This window comes from Cohnella fermenti (assembly GCF_004801405.1).
Lineage (GTDB): Bacteria > Bacillota > Bacilli > Paenibacillales > Paenibacillaceae > Cohnella > Cohnella fermenti.
In genome coordinates this window covers 1-18,883 of sequence record NZ_SSOB01000026.1, presented here as the reverse complement: position 1 = coordinate 18,883, position 18,883 = coordinate 1, and the positions used below count along the sequence as shown (strand labels likewise).

Sequence of the window (18,883 nt, the reverse complement as noted above, 5' to 3'; positions counted from 1 at the left end):
ATGGAGGGAATCTCGGTTCGAGCAGTCGCATGTATGTCAAAAATCGCATAAAAGGGTCGCGATGCCCGCCAATTCCCGTCGGCGAATGTGAAAAAACGCATAAAATCGCAAATTGCCGGCGTTAAATCGAAGGCAGCGAATCGCGATGGCAGCGGCGATCCTCCCCTCGGGAGGGTCGCCTTAACGATTTTGCGTCTGAATTATACCTGGATTCATACCTAGATTCACACCTACAAGATTCGCGAGGAGAGACAGCCATGAGACGTTGCATGTACCGAGCGCAATGCCGGCCGGGAACGGAGCCGGAAGCCTGCCTGAAGGCTCTGAAGCGGGACGCCGAGGGGTGGAGGAGCCGATTCGGATTCGCCGTGGACAATGCGAGTCTGTTCGCATACGGAGACGAGTGGTTCTTCTATTGCGAGAGTGAGAGCGAGGAGGAGGAGCTAACGCCGGATTCGCTGTTCGCCGAGGCAAGCGAGTGGCTGGCGGCTTGGCCGGGAGGAGCGGGCGGCGGGGCGCTCGGCGAGCGGGCCGGAGGCGAACGCGAAGAGACGCGCGGAGTTCGCCATTGGGCTCCGATGACGGATATTTTCCACTATCAGCGGCCGGTGTCGCGGGAGCATTGGCAGCGCCGCAATCCGGAGCGGACACCGTTCGGGCGGATGGCCGTGCTGAAGCCGGAGGAGATTGCCAGCTACGTCTATTACCACTACCAGTACCAGGAGGAGCGGCCGGGGGATGGCGACAAGTACGGCATCATCGGTCTGCATGAGAACGTGCTGTTCTTCTATTCCGAGCTGCCGGCCACGGTTGAGCCCGCCCCGTACGAAGGGAAGCTGAAGACGAAGCTGCGCCCGGACGACTGGCAGGCGGTCATGGACCCCCACTTCGTCCTGTGGGAGGGGGCGAAGCCGGAGGAACGCGTCTGGCGCCGGCTGACGCTCGTCCTCGAGACGCGGGGAGAAGAAGGGAGGCGGAGCTGATGGCGGAACGAATGAAGGAACAGCAATCGGTGACGGCGGAACGACAAGAGGTGATCTTAAACGGCGACTGGGACTTCATGCCGCTGTACGATGAGCCGCAGCGGCGCGAGCTGCCGGAGCGGCTTGTCTACGAGGAGCGGAAGGTGCGGGTGCCTTCGAGCTGGAAGAGCTCCTTCATCAACGCGCGGGGGAAGCTGTTCGGCGCCATTCCCGAACACGGCTACGCTCCGCTGGACCTCTACGGTTATCCGCAGGAGTGGAACGATGCCGAAGCGGGCGTGCTGCACCGCCGCTTCCGGGTTCCGGCGGAGATGGCCGGACAGAGGATTGTCCTGCGGCTGGACGGCGTTATGGAGAAGGCGGTTATCTATCTCGACGGGGAGCGGATCGCGAGCTGGGAGGACGGCTACCTGCCGCTTCGGCTGGATATTACGGAGCGGGCCGTGCCGGGGAGCGAGCATGAGTTGCATGTCGTCATCGGCCGCTTCGACCGGGTGACGATCGCCTCCGGTCAGCAGAAGATCACCGGGCTGGCCGGCTCCTGGTTCAGCTATGTCAGTCGCGGCATCTGGCAGGATGTCCGGCTCGAGAGCTGCCCGAAGACGGCGTTGGCGGACGTCGTCATTCGCACCTCCGTTCGGCAAGGGACCCTTGAGGTGCTGGCCTCGGTCGAATCGGTTGCCGAACGCGGCCCCGGCCGCCAGAGGCTTGCGGCGGTGCTGCGGGTGCGGGAGCGGGGAAACGCGAAGGATAGCGAATATATTCTCCAAGCCGAGGCGGAAGCGGAAGAGGTGTCGGCAGAGGGGGATTCGCCGGAAGGGACGAACGGACGCCTCTGCGAGAACGACGCGGCCGGGCTTCGGACCTGGCAGGCCGTCTTCCGTCTGGACTGGAAGAGCGCCAAGCTCTGGAGTCCGGATTGCCCGGTTCTCTACGAGGCGGAGCTGGAGCTTCGCCTGGACGGCGAGAGGGTGGACTCCCGCACGGAGACGTTCGGCTTCCGGGAGTTCTGGGCCGAGGGGCCGCAGTTCATGCTGAACGGCGTGCCGATCAACCTGCGCGGCGATTCGTGGCACTTCCAGGGCGCCTTGCAGATGACGGACGCCTACATCCGCAACTGGTACCGGATGTGCAAGGAGGTCGGGATCAACAGCATCCGACTCCATGCGGAGCCGTACCCGTCCCGTTATCTGGACCTCGCCGACGAGGAAGGAATGCTCATTGTCGACGAGACGGCGATCTACGGCTCGGGCAAAACAATGCAGGCGGACCATCCCGACTATATCGCGAATTGCACCGCGCATATCCGGCGGCTGCTGCGCCGGGACAAGAACCATCCTTCCGTCGTGATGTGGAGCCTCCAGAACGAGATGCGCTGGGTCGACGGCCGGGACGGCTTCAAGCTTCATATGCCCGGCTGGATCGCGATGATGAAGGAGCTTGATCCGACACGCCTCGTCATCGCCGAGGGAGACAATCGGCTGCTGGCGAAGGAAGCGACCGAGGTGGAGAGCCGCCACTACAACATCGACGGCACGGTCGCGCAGTGGGACCGCTCCGTCCCGCTTGTCTTCGGCGAGCACGGCGGCTGGTGGTACATCTGTCCGCAGAATGCCAGCCCCTATGCGGGGTTATCGGTCTATCGCGGCACCGACGAGAGCGCGCTCGGCCTTGCCGAGAAGGAGCGGCTGTTCGTCGAATACGCCCGCCGCGAGGGCGTCTCCGGCATCAGCACGTTCAACTTCGCCCATTACTTCATGCGGGCGATGCCGGACGAAAACGTGATTCTGACGGAGGGCGTCTCAGGTACGCCGATCGGCCGCATTCCGGCCTATTCGCTGACGCTGAACAACGGGCTGCTGCCGGAGGAATACCCGGCTTATCGCCCGAACCCGGCGTTCGCCGTCATGGCGGCGGCGTTCAAGGCGGCGACGATCATTCCGCGCGAATACAACCGATCGTTCTATGACGACGAGCCGATCGTCCGTCGTCTCGACGTGTACAACGACACGCTTCAGGCTCGCGATGCCGTTGTCCATTGCCGGATCGTCCAGGACGGCAAGCTTGTCCATGACGAGACGTTCCGCTTCCGCCACGAGCCCGCGGAACGCCGGACCGTCGAGCTTCGCTGGACGCCGGACAAGACGGCGGGAACGCTGGAGGGCGCGGTATCCGGCGCCGCTTGCGCCGCCGTGGCTGAGCTCGCGGCCGTTCTGACGCACGACGGCGAGCGGGTTCACGAGCTGACCGTCCGCTGCAAGGTTTATTCGAGCCGGCTGCGGGAGGAACCCGTGGCGGTCGCGCGCCCGGTCGCCTATGTCGGCGGCGATTCCGACTACGTCCTTCTCCGCCGCCTGATTCCGGCGTGCGAGAGAATCGCGGAGCCGGACATCGGCAAGCGGAGCGGCGGCAGCCTGCTGATCGTCGGAAGCGGCGCAGCCGATCCGGACGGAAGCCTCGAGCGCAGCCTGCAGCGGTTCGTCGCGGCGGGCGGGCGTCTGCTTCTGCTGGAGCAGCGGCAGCTCTCGCTCGGCAAGCTGGCGCTGTCCCGCCGCAGCTTCATGCGCGCGCACGCGGGCAGCTATGCTCATCCGGTTCTGGCGGGGATAAGCGACGACGACCTGATGTTCTGGCGCGAGGCTTCCGGCGAGGAGGGACCCGACCCGATCATCGGCGCCGCGTTCTTCAAGCCGGCCGCCGGCAACTACACGCTGCTGCTCGAATGCGGCGCCGGCGACTTCGGCGACGGCGGCGACCTGTGGACTCCGCTTCTGGAATATCGCAGCGGTGCGGGCTTGTTCCTCGCGAATCAACTCGACGTGATGAGCCATGCGGACCGAGTGCCGCAAGCGATGCTGCTGCTGCGCAACATGCTCGCGTACGTCGGCCTTCCGGCGGCAGGAGGCCAAGACGCTTCCCGGACGGCGGCGTTCGTCGCGCCCGGAAGCGAGGCGGAGCGCCTGCTCGCAGGGCTCAAGCTGGCGTATGAGCCGCTTGGCCGGCTGGGCGACGCGGAGCTGGAAGGGCGCAGGCTGCTCGTCGCCGAAGCCGCGAGGCTCCGCGAGCCGGGGGCGGCCGAAGCGGCCCGGCGCTTCGCGGAAGCCGGAGGCCGGGTTGTCGTCCTGCCCGCGGACAAGGACGACGAGGAAGCGCTTGGCCGATTGCTGGGCCGGCCGGTCAAGGTCGACGCGCACGAATCGTATCACCTCGAGGCCGATTATTCGTACCCGGAGGTCAGCGGCTTCAGCCCGGTCGACCTGTTCGGCTGCGACAAGGTGTTCTTGTCCCCGAGAGACACGATGAACCGGATTCTGGCCTCCCGCCGCTTGGAGGCGGAAGGGACGGCGGCTCTGGGCGTCAGCGTCGAGGGAACGGCATGGCAGGATTACTTCGTCGCAGGACTTACGGCGGAGTACAGCCGGCTCGCGCTTGTCGAACTCAATCGGAAGAAGGCGAGGAAGCCCGGGACATTCCTGCTTAAGGCGGAGCTTGGCCGCGGCTCGGCGATCTGCTCGCAGTTGCTTCCGGATGCCGGAGACGATAAGCTTATCCGGCTCTACACGGCGCTTCTCCGCAATCTGGGGGCCGCGTTCGCGGACGGCGAGCTGGAGGGCGTCAAGGGGGATGCGGAGACCGCAGTCGAAGCGATTATGGCGCTGCCTTGCCCGCCCCATGTTCCGCTCGACGAGATGCGCGCCTATTATGCCGACCCGGAATTCTCCTTGAACAACCTGGGGGAAGGGCTGTACGGCTGGATGCTGAAGCGGGAGCGGGACCCGCAGGACGGCCGGTTCCGCATTCCGTCCCCGAACGGGCAGCCGTGGCTGTTCAGTTGCTTTGTTTATTCGCCCGAAGCCGGTCGGGTCGGGACGCTAAGGGCCGAGTGCAACGATCCGTACGAGCTGATCTGGAACGGAACGCCGGTCGCCCTGCCGGGCAACCGGATTGTTCTCCGCGAAGGAATCAACCGGCTCATTGTCGTCGTTCTCTGCGGAGAAGCTCCTTGTTCGCTTGGACTTTTTTTCCACAATGCGGATGGTACGGCAATGAACGATCTCGAATATCGGCTGACGATAGGCGAGGTCGAACCGAAATAGATCGAATGAACTCGATCGAATACAGAAGGAAGGCGTATCGCCGGACGGACCGAAGAGGCTAACGAATGCTTCTTCGGTACTGCTCCGGCGATACGCCTTTGGCGCGCTTGAACATCTGGCAGAAGTAGGAGGCGGACAGCCCGCCGAGCTCCGAGGCGATCTCCTGAATGGACCTGGATGTGTTGGCGAGCAGGGAGCACGCCTCCCGGACGCGCCTGCGGATGACATAGTCGGACAGCGTAAGCCCTTCGGACTTCTTGAAGACGTGGGAGACGTGATAGGGAGACAGGTGAAGGCTCTCCGCCAGCTCCTCCAGCTTGAAGGGCTCCTTGTAGTGCTCCTCCAGCCATTCGGTAATCTTCTCCGCATGGGAATGGGCCCGCGAAGGAATGCTCGATGCGGCGTCCGCCTCCGCCTTGAACAGGTTGCTCTGCAGCCATTGGATCAGATTCAGCAGCAGCAGCCCGACCTCCTCCTCCTTGCCGGGAGCGTTCGTTCCCTGCGCCAGATGCATTCGCTCGAGCAGCGCCGGAACGGGCGAATGCTGCATGGCGGGGAAGAACGGCCGGTGCAGATGCCCCTTCCACAGCGTTCGGTAGAACCTCTCCAGCAGGGGGAACGGCGCCAGATAGCGCTCGAGCAGATGCGGATCGAACGTCAGGTTGGTGCGCGTGTAGGCCAGTCCCGATTGAAGGGGGACGGCAACCCGGTGCAACTGATAAGGCTGGAACCAGACAAGCGAATGATTCTCGATCGGATAGGTCTGGTTGTCGACCATGATCTCGCCATGGCCTTCGTAGATGTAGAGCAATTCGATTCCGCGGTGGGCGTGGTGATAGTAGGATTCTGTGTTCTGCCGCTTGTACGAGAATAGAATCGGGTCGGACCCGCCGCCATGATAGGTCGAGTTGTTCATTGCAGATGAACGCTCCTCAGGAGGAAGTGGCATGCTACTCCCATTATAATGAGCGGCGTTCGCCGTGAACATCCCTTCAGCCGGATCAGTTTGATAGGGGGGGTGTTGTGTGATAAGATCCGAACAACAGCAGGTTTCGCGATTATGCAAGAGCAGTGGACAATGTTGAGTCCGCTTACATCGGATAGGAGATTGCCCCCGATGCTTCCATTCATCCATCTTCTGCGCTTTCGCGACATTCATCCGCGGGTTCGGCTCGCGCATTATACGACGGCACCGCTCCGGGTACCGTCCCGCTATATTCTCGATCATGAGCTGATTCTTGTCGACCGGGGTTGGGGCACCGTCTACACCGAGCAGGGGGAGTTCGATTATCGGGAAGGCTGCCTGCTGCTCATTCCGCCGGGAACGCCGCATTCATTCCGCGACAAGCAAGGGGAAGGCGCAACGGAGGGGAAATCGGGTGAAGACGTTCAGCCGTTCGGCCATTGGGCAATCCACTTTGATTGGGATGACGGGGGCAGCGGCGGTCCGATTCGCATTATCGGCGATGAGGATGGGCCGATCGATCCCGAGTTTGAGCCGGAAGAGGATGCGGTTCGCCAATCGATATGGCTGCCCGATCTCGTTCTGATATCTCCGGTGCCCGGCGACATCCGCGAGAAGCTGGCGGCGGTCGTCCGTGCGTTCGGCGACGAAGCCGATCCCCTGCGGCGGCTGCGCTTGCAAGCGGACATGCTCGCGCTGCTCCTTGGCTTGTCGCGCGCCATCTGCGACAGCCGTGTCGGCTGCACGCTGCTTACCGATCGCCACCGCGCGCCGAACTGGCTGCAGCAAGAACGGACGGAGATGACGCGTTACATTGTCCGAATGCACGAGGCGGTGTCCGAGAGTCCCGTATCCGACGCTATTCTGAACGAGTGGCATCGCACGATCCACTTCAGCTATTCGCACTTCCATCGATTGTTCAAGGAACAAACGGGATTTGCTCCTCACATCTACTTCACGAATCTGAGAATGGAGAAGGCCGCGCAACTGCTGCTGCGAACGGACCTGCCCGTGCAGGAGGTCGCTTACCGGTGCGGCTATGACGACGCGAAGTACTTCAGCCGCCAGTTCCGCAAGTCGCAGGGGATGAGCCCGACCGCATTCCGCGAGCGGATTCGCACCGGACGCCTGGATGATTCGGAATGATCCTGAACGATCCTGAACGATCCTGAATGATCCTGAATGATCCTGAACGATTTGAGTGATTCCGAAATGATTAAATCGTCCACCTCGATTGAACGCCGCGTTATCCTGAACGCCCAAGCTCCGATGCTACAATGACGAGGAAGATGAGTCGTCGAGTCGAGGAGTGGGTAGAATTGTCCAATTACAATAATCTGCGGGAGGCATTCTCGGCAGAGCATCCGCCGCGCAGCCTGTTTCCCCTGCTGTGGCTGCACGGCGACGAGCGTGAGACCGAAGAGACGATCCGCCGCGAGATCGCGGCTATGGACGAGGGAGGGGCAGGCGGCTTCATCATCGAGTCGCGGCCGCACGAGGATTACCTTGGACCTCGCTGGTGGCGCGACGTGATCTGGTGCCTTGACGAAGCCGAGCGCCGGGGCATGGAAGTATGGCTGTTCGACGAGAAATATTATCCGTCGGGCATCGCCGGAGGCCGTGTGCTCGAAGGCCATCCGGAATATCGGATGAAGGTGCTTGTCCGCGAAGACGAGGGCGGCAAGGGCGGCAAGGGCGACGAGCCGACAGAGGCAGGAGATACAGGAGATACAGGAGATACAGCAGATACAGCAGATACGGGAGATACGGGAGATACAGGAGATACAGGAGAGACGGGAGATACGGGAGATACGGGTATCCGTCCGATCGAGACGTTGCTGACGATAATCGGCGTAAGCGGCTCGCCTTCGGAAGGGCGTCAGAGAATCTCGTTTCGCTCCGAAGCGGAGTTGGCCGACTGGAAGGATTCGCACAAGAGCGAAGGGTGGACATTCCGGAGGATTGGCCTGACACCGTCTTGGAGCGGACGAATGTTCGACCAGATGGTCGACTACCTCGATCCCGCGGTGACGGACCGCTTCATCGCCATCACCTACGAAGAATCCAAGAAGCGGCTCGCCCCGTACTGGGGCACGACGCTGAAGGGCTTCTTCGGCGATGAGACTAGCTTCGAGAATTTTGATTCGTACGATGTGTTGTTCGGAGAAGACACGCCTTGTTTGCCATGGACGAGACGGCTTGCGGAGAAGTTCCGGGAGGAATACGGCTACGACCTGCTCGATTGGGCGGATTTGCTCTGGAGCGAAGGTGCCGCAGCGGACACAGAGGGCTGGCCGCCGGTGCGCTACGATTACATGAACCTGCTGACGCGGCTATTCTCGGAAGGCTTCTTCGGCCGCATCCAGGCATGGTGCCATAAGAACGGAGTCTCGTTTATCGGACACGTCATCGAGGACAATAGGGCGCACATGCACCACGGGTATGGCGTTGGTCATTTTTTCCGCGCGACCCGGCACTTCGATATGGGCGGTTACGACTTTGTCCTGCGCCAGCTCGATTCGGAGCAGAAGCGAACGCCGTATGAGGAGCGATATCCGCAATTCAAGATATATCGGGACGAGCCTTATCCGACATTCTTCCACTTCACGCTGCCGAAGCTGGCGCAATCTGCCGCCCATCTGGAGCTCGGAACCGATCTGGTGATGTGCGAGAACTTCGGAGCCTACGGCTGGGATCTTGGGCTTCGCGAGATGAAGTGGCTGACCGACTGGATGACCGCGCGGGGGACGAATTGGTATGTACCGCACGCATTCTCGCCGCTATTCCCGGACCCGGACTGCCCGCCGCACTTCTACGCGAACGGCCGCAATCCGCAATGGCCTTATTTCCGTCTGTGGGCCGATTACGCCAACCGGTCGTGCCTCCTGCTCAAGGACGCCGTCCACGTCGCGCCGATCGCCGTGCTCTACCCCGCCGAATCGCACTGGTGCGGCGATCGGGACCTGCTTGACGAGACGTGTCGTGCGCTGACGGAGCATCAATACGATTACGACATTCTATCTTGCGACTTGCTCGCGGACAGCGCTCGATGCCTGATCGAAGACGGGGAGCTGCGCATCGGAAGGGAGTCGTTCCGGGCGATCGTGCTGCCGGGTGTCGAGACGCTGCCGCTGGCGGCGGCAAGACGGCTCGCCGAATTCGCGAGCGCCGGAGGCATCGTGCTGGAGGTGGGTGCGCACGTCGCCAAGGAATGCCGCGGCTTACAGGAAGAACTGAAGGCGACGCTGCCCGTGCTCGATGCCGTCACGCTGGAAGAGCTGCCGGACGCGCTGAGCGAGCGCGGCATCGAGCCGACCGCTGTCAGAAGCGGCGACCAACCATATCCTGATCTGCGCATCTGCCGGTATCGGCACGGCGATTGCGACGTGTTGTTCTTCAGCAACGAAGGAGTAGAGTCGGCTCTCGTCGACGAGTGGCTTGTTCCTGAGGGGGTAGTCGCCGAGCTGTGGCATCCGATGGATGGCCGGATCGAAGCGGCACGGCTCCATTCTGCGGGAGCGGACGGGAGCGGCAGGGTGCTGCCGCTGCGGCTCGAGCCGTACGAAGCGGTATTCGTTGTGCTGCGGCACAGCCCTGCTGATCCTGCTGACCGTGCTGATCGTGCTGCCGTTGTCGGCGCGAAGCAAAACGACGTTGGAGTGCTCCTCGGCGGAACAGCCGAAGAGACGCGGTTGTTGACGGATTGGCGCATGACAGGCGTGAGTTCTCCTCTGAAGAATGCGGAAGAGCTGGCTCGCCTTCATCTGGCGGCCAGCGGCATCGGCATGGGCAATTGGTTAAACAATCCCGAATTGGCCGACTTCTCGGGCACCGTCGTGTACGAGACGGAGCTCGAGCTTGAGCCGGGAATCGCCTATACGCTCGATCTCGGCGATGTCGGGGAGATCGCCGACGTCAGCGTAGGCGGCGAGCCGCTTGCCCCGCGTATTTGCCCGCCGTATCGGTGGGAGCTGCCGTCGCTTCCGGCAGGCAACGTCCGCATCCGCGTCGCGGTGACGAACACGCTGGGCGCAGCCTTGCGCGACGAAGCGTTCCGCCGATCGACGCCGGCTCCGTCCGGCTTGCTCGGCCCGGTCAACCTTACGATCAGGGGGCTTGTTGGACATGCTTAACGCACCTTGCCTGCAGCATCCCGCCTTATCCCGCGAAGTCAACGTCTACGTGCTGTTCCAGGGGCGGTTCCGTCTGGATCAAGCCGGCCGCTGCAAGATCCGGTTGTTCTCCTGCGGACCATATCGACTCTATATGAACGGCGAAGAAATCGGCGAAGGGCCGGCCCGCTTCACCGTCGATCATCCGGAATACGACACGTACGAGCCGATGCTTGAGGCCGGCGAGCAGACGGTGTCCGCAGTCGTCCATCATTACGGCATCGACAACCGGATGTTCATCCCTGATCTTCCGCATTTTCTGCAATGCGAGGCCTCGGACGATTCCGGTTCGCTGACGGTGAGCTGGCGAGCGCTTGAGCTGGACGCCTATCGGCATCTGGGGCGCCGGGTCAACGGCCAGCTCGGCTGGGCAGAATGCTGCGACACGAACCGGCTGCCGGACTTGAGCCGCCCGCTTGACGACGCCGTCGCCGCTGTTGTCGAGCCCGTCGTCGTTCGGCATCCGTTGGGCGAAGGGACGCGCACCCTTCCCAAGCAAATCCGCGATTGTCTGCAACTGCCCGTTGCATCCGTCGTCATCGGCCAAGGCGTCTACGCCAACCGGTTCGGCTACGAGGATGACGACCCGCCGGTGAGATTTCTCAGTCGCGACTTGCGTCCCGAGCTGCCGGCCGACGGAATCTGGATGCGATTCGACCTCGGCCGCATCGGGCTCCACCGCCCGCGCATCGTCATAGAGGCTCCCCGTGGCGCGATCATCGAAGCCGGCTATGCAGAATCGCTGACGGATGGCCGGGTATATCCGCTTATTCCGCTGTCGGCGAGCTCATCGTGCCATCTGGACCGGTGGGTGGCGAGCGGCGGCAGGCAGACGCTGCGCACGTTCTCTCCGCGCGGATTCCGCTTCATGGAAGTCCACATCGCGTTCATCGCGGCGGGAACGGCAGGCGCGCGAATCGTCCATGCGGATGCGGAGCTGCGCACGCTGTACGACCGGCCGCTCGGTTCCTTCGACAGCGATGATGCGCTGCTGAACCGCATCTGGGAGCTGGGGGCGGATACGGTACGCGCTTGCTGCGAAGACGCGCTGATCGATACGCCCACGCGCGAACGCGGCCAGTGGATCGGGGATGCGGCGGTCATCGGGCTCGAAGCGCTTGGCGTGACGTTCGGCGATACGTCGCTCATTCGGCGCGCGCTTGAGCAAGCTTCTGCGTGCAGGAGGGCAGACGGGCCGGCGGCAGGGTTATGTCCGGGGCAGGATACGTATCTGACGACCTATTCGCTCTACTGGGTTCAGAGCTGCTTGCGCGAAGCTAGTCTGACGGGCGATCGTCGGCTGCTCCATGAAGGTCTGGAGACGGCGGAGCGGACAATCGATTACTTCTGGCGCCATTGGACGCCGCGCGGGATCGCAGGCCTCGATATTTGGGATTTCCTTGATTGGGGCCATCTTGTCGGCGACGGCGAAGTCAATGTCAGCTTGAACTTAGTGCTGCTGAACGCGCTCAGAGACTTGATCGACTGGGAGCGGGAGCTTGGACGAGGGGATCTTGCGGAGCAGCGAGAGCGGCAGGCCGCAGAGCTGCAGGGCGTCATCTGCGAGCACTATCGAACCGAGGACGGCTTGCTCGCGAAGTCGGTTCCTCTGGCAGGCGGCAATGCGATCTCGGCGCGCAAGCCCGGTTATCACGCGACTGTTCTCGGTCTTCTGAACGGCTGCTGCGACGACCGCGACTGTGCCGTTGCATTCGTTAAGGCGCATATGCTTCGTTGCTTCCCGAACGATGCCGCCGCTCCGCGGCTGGCGCATCCGGGCGCGAACAACGACCGGCTGATCACGCCGAGCTTCGCCCATTTCTCCCTGCAAGCATTATGGGAGGCAGGAGAAGCGGAGTTCGCGCTTGAGCAGTACCGGACGTGCTGGGGGTGGATGCTCGATCAAGGGCTTACGACGCTGGCGGAGGTGTTCGATGTCCGGTGGAGCCACTGCCACGCGTGGTCAGCCGCGCCGACATGGCAACTGTCGCGCTATGCGCTTGGCCTGCTGCCCGAGCCGGAGCGGGGGGCGAATTGCTTCCGGTTGCTGCTGCAGCCGGGTTCGCTGGAGCGCGCTGCGGGAACGGTGCCGCTGCTCGGGGGCGATGCCGCCGATGCCGTTCGCATCGCCTGGTCGCGGCAGGCGGACGGATCGGTGCGCTGCGAGCTGACGACCGATCGGGCGATCCGTGTGCGGTTGCAGCCGTCGGCGAATCAGCAAGTCGACAGTGCCTCGACCATGAACGGGGAGGGCTGGGACGTTCCGGCAGGAGGCAAGCTGGAGCTGAACTTCCGATTCTAACCCGCGTTAGCCGAGGCCAGTCAGAGAGGAAGAGAGCGGAGGGCCGGCCTCCGCCTCTCTTGCTTATTGGTCGAGTCTATATAATTGATAGGAATTATATATTTCAATTATAAGGAGGCAGAGAATAGGATGGACAGGAAGGACACGGCATTGGAATAGAGGAGGAATGGCTTCTGTCCATTTATGACTACCGGGCCGCCGCCGTCTGCGGCACACAAGTGGACCTGTCGAGCTATCGGGGCAAGGTGCTGCTCATCGTCAATACCGCCAGCCAGTGCGCGTATTCCCGCCAGTTCGAAGGATTGCAGGATCTTTACGGGAAGCGAAGAGGGAAGGAATTCGAGATTCTGGGTTTCCCTTGCAACCAATTCAACGGAAGAGAGCCCGGGGACAATTCGGAGATCGCGAGGGCTTGTGCGAGCAAGGGAGTGGAGTTTCCGCTGTTCGGGAAAATACAGGTTCGCGGACGGGACGCCCATCCGCTCTATCAATACCTGACTGCCGAGGCTCCGTTCCGAGGATTCGATCTTCGAACGGAGGGCGGCGCATGGATGGATCGATTCCTGAAGGAGAAGCATCCGGAGATTTACGAGGGAGACGGAATCAAGTGGAACTTCACCAAGTTCCTGATCGACCGCGCAGGCCGGATCAGAGGGAGGTTCGAGACTCCCGTGGAACCGCGAGAGCTTGAGGCCCTTATCGACGTGCTGCTGTAAACGGAATGCCGAACAGGAAGCGGCGCAGGGAACGATCCCCGCGCCGCTTCCTGTTGCTGTTATCCGCGTTCGTACCAGTACCCAGGCGCTCCTTGGTGAAGACGAAGCAGCGCTTCGAGGTAGAAGTAGTCTCCCCAGATGACGAAGTCGTCCGGAGACGCTCCGCTGCGCACCGAATAGGAACCGTGGCGCAGGAAGCCTTCCTCGGTCCCGTCGCCGGCGGTGAAGTAGTTGTTCGTCAGCGATTCCATCGACTGTTCGACCGAGCGGCGCAGCGCCTCACGCTCCGGATCGCCTTCGGGCAGATGCTCCAGGAGCTCGAGAATGCCGCAGACGGCGATGGCCGATGCGGAGCTGTCCCGCTCCGTTCCTTCCTTCTGCGGAACATCGAAGTCCCAGTAGGCGACATGATCTTCCGGCAGATGGGCGATGAAGTAGCGGGCCAGCCGCTTCGAGGTCTCCAGATAGACCGGGTCCCGGAAGTAGCGGTAGGCGAGGGCGAAGCCGTAGATGCCCCAGGCTTGCCCGCGCGTCCAGGTGGAGCCGTCCCGGAAGCCTTGGTGCGTGCCGCCGCGAACGGCGTCCCCCGTCATCTGATCGAAGTAGAAGGTATGGTAGGAGGAGTCGTCTCCCCGCACGAGGAACCGCCGGCTTTTGTCCGCGTGAATTCGGGCTCTCTCGGCATATTCCGGGTTGCCGGTCTGCTCGGCCGCCCAATAGAGCAGCGGGAGATTCATGAGGCAGTCGATGATGATCCGTCCGCCGTTCTCGGGATCTCCCTCGGGACCCCATGCCTGGAGCAACTGCGAGTCCGTCCGCCAGCGCTTCATGAGCACGTCCGCCGCTTCAAGCGCGATCGCCTTCGCTTGCTCGTCCTGCTCCAGAATCCATTGCGCCTTGGCGGAGAGCGAGAACAGGAAGCCGATGTCGTGATGATCCAACTGTTGATTCCGTTCCAGCCTGCTCTTGAACGAGGCGACGCTCTTCGCAGCCGCTTCGCGAATGGCCGAATCCTTGTTGTACTCGTAGGACAGCCACAGAATGCCGGTCCAGAAGCCTTCCGTCCAGGATTCTTGGTCGAGCAGGTGATAGTGAACGCCGTCCTCGCTTACGATGGGGAACTTGTCGCCGAAGCGGGCGATGTTGGCCTTGGTCGTGCGGATCGATTGTTCGATTGCGGTTTGCCAGTTCATAGCGATGAAGGGCCTCCTAATCCGAATGGATGGGTTGATGCCCTCATTATAGGTCAACGGGCAGCCCGATTTGTTGTGCAAGTATATCGCTATGTTGCGAATCGAGCGGTACCGGCGGGAGGAATTCCATATCGGATTCCGCGGCTAGGTGATGTTATAAAGGACGGTCTTCGTGCCTGTCATGATAGATCCGCTCGCGACGAAGAAGTAGTTGGAGGAGGTGTCCAGGTTCAGCGTTCCCGTCCAGGTGATCCCGTTCGTTCCGTCGCCGAAGCTGGTGTTGAACACCCCTATGGGGGGCGCGTCTCCGAAGGTCGGAACATCTCCGGCATTCGCCGTCACATCGGCTTGCAGGGCGCAATTCGTTATCATGGCGTAAGCATCCACGACAATCGCTCCGTTCGAGTGGCAATCGACCATTCGCTGGATTCGGCCGCCGGGATTGTTCATCGTGTTGATTCGGCTGTTGTACAGGTAGGTGTTCGTTATCCCCTGGTGGGGGTCCCCCGCATCGGGCGCGATGGTTCCGACCACGCGTGCGTTCAGCAACTGGAATTCGATTGTTGTGAAGGGATCGACCGAGTCGGTATTCTGGAAAATAACATCTCCGCTAATAATGGCCCCGTCAGTGTAATTGGTATGCGTTCCGATCGACGTCCCATTGTCGAATGTGCCGACAACGGTGACCGGCCGGGCATTGAAGGCGGGGCCTTGATTCAAGTAGACATCCTCGGCCGCTTGATTGGTCTGGATAATGATGCTGCGCGGCGTCGTGGAAGCGAAGTTGGCGAGCGCTGCATCGCCGAGAACCCATGGGCCAAGGCCGAGCAGTTGCACATGCCGGGCCGGAGGTATTGTGATGTCCTCGTCGAAGGCGGAATTCGCGGCAATCAGAATGATGATGCGCGCTCTCATTCCGTACGTGGCGGCGAGAGCTCCCGTCGTCGCCGCGGTAACGGCAGCCTGCAAGGAGCTGCAAGGGTCGGACGGCGTTCCGGTGCCCGGTCCGGCGGCGCCGGAGTCGGCCCAGACGACGGTCTCCTCGCCCCACAGGAAGAGTCCGGGTCCATCTGGTCCCGTCGGTCCTGTGGGTCCAGTCGGACCGGTCAGCCCTGTGGGTCCAGTCGGACCGGTCGGCCCTGTGGGTCCGGTCGGCCCCGTTGGGCCGGTGCCGACTCCCGTCACCGAGACGAGCGACACGTCGTCCACAAGCAGGCTGGCTCCGCCGACGACCGGGAGGGTCTGAATGAAGACATTCGCGAAGGCGGTATTAACGGGAGCCATCGACGTCGTGAAGATCAAGGGTATCCAGTTGCTCGTCGAGACAAGCGGAATGTCGGTCGATATCGCGACCGCCAGTCCCGTGCCGATCACAACAAGCGAAGCGTCCAGGAAGTTCACTCGGACAACGACATTCGGCCCCGGGGCGGATGTCAGCTTCGAGAGTGCGGCGTTGAATTCGAAGGAGTCCCCCGGGGAAGCGGGGACAACCTGCGCCAGGAACGAAGTCGTCGTTCCATTCAGAATGGCGCTGTAGACACCGGTGTGACTATACGAATTGGCGGCAACGGCATTCGATTGAACCCAGGGAGAGATCGCCCCGGTCTCGAAGCCGCCGTTCACGATAAGATTGTTGAACGCCATGCCGTTCCTCCTCTCCCGACCTAAAGAACTTGTCCGGAATAATGTATGAAGTCGGCGGCATATCGGTCCGTTCGTACGCCCGGGAGAGCATGCGCATTGCATAAATCAAACGCGCCAGGCAAGGAAACAGGCTTGTCCATGCGCAGGCAGGAGCGCTTCGAGCGATCCGGACCGCCATCGGGAACAGCGCAGGCCGCAAGCTTCGCGCCGGAGGCTTGCGGCCTTGCTCCCGTCTATTCCTCCTCTTCCGTCACCCGGATCTCCACCGTGTTCGAGGGAACGGTGAAGAGCGGACCGGACAACGCGACCCGGAAGGTGACGGAGGCTTGATTCGCGATCCTCTCGTCAGCGGGCATGCTTCGGAGCCGTGCCTGGAAGACGATCCGCACCGCAGCGCCGGAAGGGAGCGTTCCGAGCGCGAGTCCGTCGGGAACGGCTCCCGGCTTCGCGTGACCGTTCACCTTGAGCGTGTCCGGGATAAACTCCAACGGCTCGGGCAGAACATCGACCAGGGCAACGTCGAGAAGCGGAACCGGGCCGATGTTCGTTGCGATAATGGTAAAGGAGAGGCGGCCGTCGAGCGACACTTCCTCTGAGGAGGAGGATTTCGCAGCCATAAGAGGGGCGGCGACCGTTATCTCGTTCATCGAGATTTGCGGCGGGACGTCGACGGCGACGACCGTCGCGACGTTGGAGATCGACGAGCCGTTCTCTGCGTTCAGCGGCACGCTGAACGAGTGCTGCAGACGGACGACTTGCCCTTGCGGAAGCGAAGGAATCGTCTCGACGAGCCCCAGCAGCGAGTCGGTTATGTGCACGTCGTTTAACGGCGCGTTGCCGGTATTCGTCACCGCGATCGTATAGACGATCGTATCGCCCGGGAAGGCGGTCGTCCGGTCCGCCGTCTTCCGCACGGCGAAGCCCGGCACCGGCAGCACTGTCACGATGGCCGTTCCGGACACGGGGCCGACTTGGTCCGAGACGGCGTCCGCCGTATTCACGAGTCTCGTATTCGCGGCGGTGCCGAGGGGAACAACGGACGTCACCTCGAATGTCCGCGACTCATCCGAAGGAAGGAACGGAATCACTTGCTCGAACTGCAGCGCGGGATCGGTCACCCGGACATTCGTCAGCGGCGCGTTGGACAGGTTCGTCACTGTAAGGGTATAGCGGATGCTCTCCCCGGGCGCGACCGTCGTCCGGTCCGCCGTCTTCGCGATCGCGATGGTGTAATCGGGAGGCAGCACGGGCGTTACGACGGCGTTGGACGGGATGCCGCCGGTGTTGATCTCCCCGCCCGGCACGCTCTGGTATTGGAAGACGACCTCGGCCCGATTCGAGATAAGTCCGTCTTCCGGGAACGAGACGACAAGCGCCCGATACGTCACGACGATGGATTCGCCGGGAGGCAGCGTACCGAGCGGGATTCCGGCAACGGGGTCCCCCGGAACACCGCTTCCGTTTACCGTAACGCTGCCTTCGACGAATTCCGTATCGTTAGGCAAGCCGTCAAGAAGGAACATGGCGTTCGCCGATACGGTGCCGTTGTTCGTAATGATGACCGTATAGGTCAGAACTTGCCCAATCTCGGCAACTTCGGCATCGACGCTCTTCAACACGCCGATCAGCGGCGCGTTGATGTCGATATAGATGCCTATCGCAAGCACCGAGTAGCCGTCGTTGGTCGTGCGAAGCTGGAATACGGCCGACGTCTGGTTGTTCGCCAGCGTCCGGGAGATATCCACGTTCGTGATATCCCAGCTCTGCCGCCCGCCCACAATCTGCGTGCCCGGCTGTCCGTTGATCTGGTTGCGATCGCCGAATGTGCCTGACGTATCCAGGTTGCCGCTGTCGTCGTTGATCTGGGAGGCGAAGAAGTTGTTCAGGAAGTTGTTCGGCCCCGACAGGTTCATCAGGTCGGCTTCGGTCGGGCCGAACAGCACCTGATCGCCGGTCTTGTTGGCATCCCCGTCCTGGGCGCACAGCGCCATGCGGCCGTTGACCGGGCCTTCGGTCGGCGTTGCGAAGCCGGTGATCGTCGTTGTGACCGAAGGGTCGCTGCCGACGGCGATCTCTACTATGCCTACATTGAGGCTTAGATTGCGGAAGGGCAATGCCGGGTTGTCATAGACGACGCACAACGTCCATCCGGCGCTGTTGGCGGTGCTGTTGCCCAGGTCGATGTTGCCGACGACTCCGCCTACCGTATACGGTCCGGCCCCGCCGTTCCGGACTTGCTCGGTCACGTTCGCGGAGCGAAAGTAATTGTATGTGGCATTCCGATAGGAGAGCTGGGCGGTTGCAGGATCGGGAGCGATGGCGAAGGTCGCTGCGGCTGGCGTCGTCATCGCTACCGACTTGTCGATATAGTCGATGTAATTGTTCGTCCCGCCGCTGACGCGGTATGTTCCCGCCCACACGAGCTCCGCGTACAGCACCTCGCTGCCTTCGGGCAGCCGCAGGAACGCGGTTGCGCTGTTCAGTAAGAAGTCGCCCGTCGTGCCGGGCGGATAGCTCCCGAATTGCATGGCCGTATCTACCGTCGTGAACGCCCCGATATAATCGCGGGTCCCCGGCACTCCTTCGTCGCCGGAGCGGCTTAAGCCCAGCGTGTTGCCGGTGAACGTGATCGCTCCGGTATTATTGGCATTGTAACGCAAAATAAAAGCCACTGCTTCTCCTCCGCTCGTATAATCGTACTTGTAAGATCATTTTGTTCTTTTTCCAGTTGATCCGGACGACTGAAAAGGAACGAAGTGAATTTCCAGTAGGTGACCGGGTGGAGGGCGTAGCCGAACCCGTACCGCAGCCC

Annotated in this window: 10 protein-coding genes; 6 read left to right on the top strand and 4 right to left on the bottom strand. The window is 62.1% G+C overall.

The window, feature by feature from the left end; genetic code table 11:
- Window positions 1–257 precede the first annotated feature (257 nt).
- Together E6C55_RS19475 and E6C55_RS19470 are read left to right on the top strand one after the other, a co-directional pair.
- Window positions 258–983 carry a hypothetical protein gene (locus E6C55_RS19475; protein WP_230986763.1) on the top strand — a complete coding sequence of 242 codons (726 nt, stop codon included), beginning with the start codon at window positions 258–260 and terminating at the stop codon, window positions 981–983.
- A complete protein-coding gene (locus E6C55_RS19470; protein WP_230986762.1) occupies window positions 983–5,080 on the top strand; it encodes a glycoside hydrolase family 2 protein in 4,098 nt (1,365 codons plus the stop codon). The genes E6C55_RS19475 and E6C55_RS19470 overlap by 1 nt, the downstream gene beginning before the upstream one ends.
- 58 nt (window positions 5,081–5,138) lie before the next feature.
- On the opposite strand, the gene E6C55_RS19465 is transcribed toward E6C55_RS19470, so the two are convergent.
- A complete protein-coding gene (locus tag E6C55_RS19465; RefSeq protein WP_168735753.1) occupies window positions 5,139–5,996 on the bottom strand; it encodes a helix-turn-helix transcriptional regulator in 858 nt (285 codons plus the stop codon).
- A 201-nt stretch (window positions 5,997–6,197) separates the two neighbouring features.
- On the opposite strand from E6C55_RS19465, the gene E6C55_RS33895 reads away from it, so the two are divergent.
- The 4 genes from E6C55_RS33895 to E6C55_RS19440 all read left to right on the top strand — a co-directional run bounded on the left by E6C55_RS33895 (window position 6,198) and on the right by E6C55_RS19440 (window position 13,234).
- Window positions 6,198–7,190, top strand: a complete 993-nt coding sequence (locus tag E6C55_RS33895; RefSeq protein WP_168735752.1) for an AraC family transcriptional regulator — start codon at window positions 6,198–6,200, stop codon at window positions 7,188–7,190.
- A 173-nt stretch (window positions 7,191–7,363) separates the two neighbouring features.
- Window positions 7,364–10,177, top strand: coding sequence for a glycosyl hydrolase (locus E6C55_RS19450; protein ID WP_168735751.1), 2,814 nt, complete (start codon window positions 7,364–7,366; stop codon window positions 10,175–10,177).
- Window positions 10,170–12,518, top strand: a complete 2,349-nt coding sequence (locus E6C55_RS19445) for an alpha-L-rhamnosidase-related protein (protein ID WP_136371483.1) — start codon at window positions 10,170–10,172, stop codon at window positions 12,516–12,518. Before E6C55_RS19450 ends, E6C55_RS19445 begins: the two co-directional genes overlap by 8 nt.
- Before the next feature lie 173 nt (window positions 12,519–12,691).
- Window positions 12,692–13,234, top strand: a complete 543-nt coding sequence (locus E6C55_RS19440; RefSeq protein ID WP_136371482.1) for a glutathione peroxidase — start codon at window positions 12,692–12,694, stop codon at window positions 13,232–13,234.
- Window positions 13,235–13,293: 59 nt separating this feature from the next.
- On the opposite strand, the gene E6C55_RS19435 is transcribed toward E6C55_RS19440, so the two are convergent.
- The 3 genes from E6C55_RS19435 to E6C55_RS19425 all read right to left on the bottom strand — a co-directional run bounded on the left by E6C55_RS19435 (window position 13,294) and on the right by E6C55_RS19425 (window position 18,743).
- Entirely contained in the window at window positions 13,294–14,427 is a 1,134-nt protein-coding gene (locus E6C55_RS19435; protein ID WP_136371481.1) for a glycoside hydrolase family 88 protein, read from the bottom strand.
- Window positions 14,428–14,571: 144 nt separating this feature from the next.
- Entirely contained in the window at window positions 14,572–16,071 is a 1,500-nt protein-coding gene (locus E6C55_RS19430) for an NTTRR-F1 domain (protein ID WP_168735750.1), read from the bottom strand.
- Window positions 16,072–16,304: 233 nt separating this feature from the next.
- Window positions 16,305–18,743: a DUF7507 domain-containing protein gene (locus E6C55_RS19425; RefSeq protein WP_136371479.1), complete on the bottom strand. Its 2,439-nt coding sequence runs from the start codon at window positions 18,741–18,743 to the stop codon at window positions 16,305–16,307.
- Window positions 18,744–18,883: the final 140 nt, after the last annotated feature.

Coding starts and splice junctions, on each gene's coding strand:
- E6C55_RS19435 (WP_136371481.1), bottom strand. CDS start 14,427: ATGAACTGGCAAACCGCAATCGAACAATCGATCCGCACGACCAAGGCC.
- E6C55_RS19470 (WP_230986762.1), top strand. CDS start 983: ATGGCGGAACGAATGAAGGAACAGCAATCGGTGACGGCGGAACGACAA.
- E6C55_RS19430 (WP_168735750.1), bottom strand. CDS start 16,071: ATGGCGTTCAACAATCTTATCGTGAACGGCGGCTTCGAGACCGGGGCG.
- E6C55_RS19445 (WP_136371483.1), top strand. CDS start 10,170: ATGCTTAACGCACCTTGCCTGCAGCATCCCGCCTTATCCCGCGAAGTC.
- E6C55_RS19465 (WP_168735753.1), bottom strand. CDS start 5,996: ATGAACAACTCGACCTATCATGGCGGCGGGTCCGACCCGATTCTATTC.
- E6C55_RS33895 (WP_168735752.1), top strand. CDS start 6,198: ATGCTTCCATTCATCCATCTTCTGCGCTTTCGCGACATTCATCCGCGG.
- E6C55_RS19475 (WP_230986763.1), top strand. CDS start 258: ATGAGACGTTGCATGTACCGAGCGCAATGCCGGCCGGGAACGGAGCCG.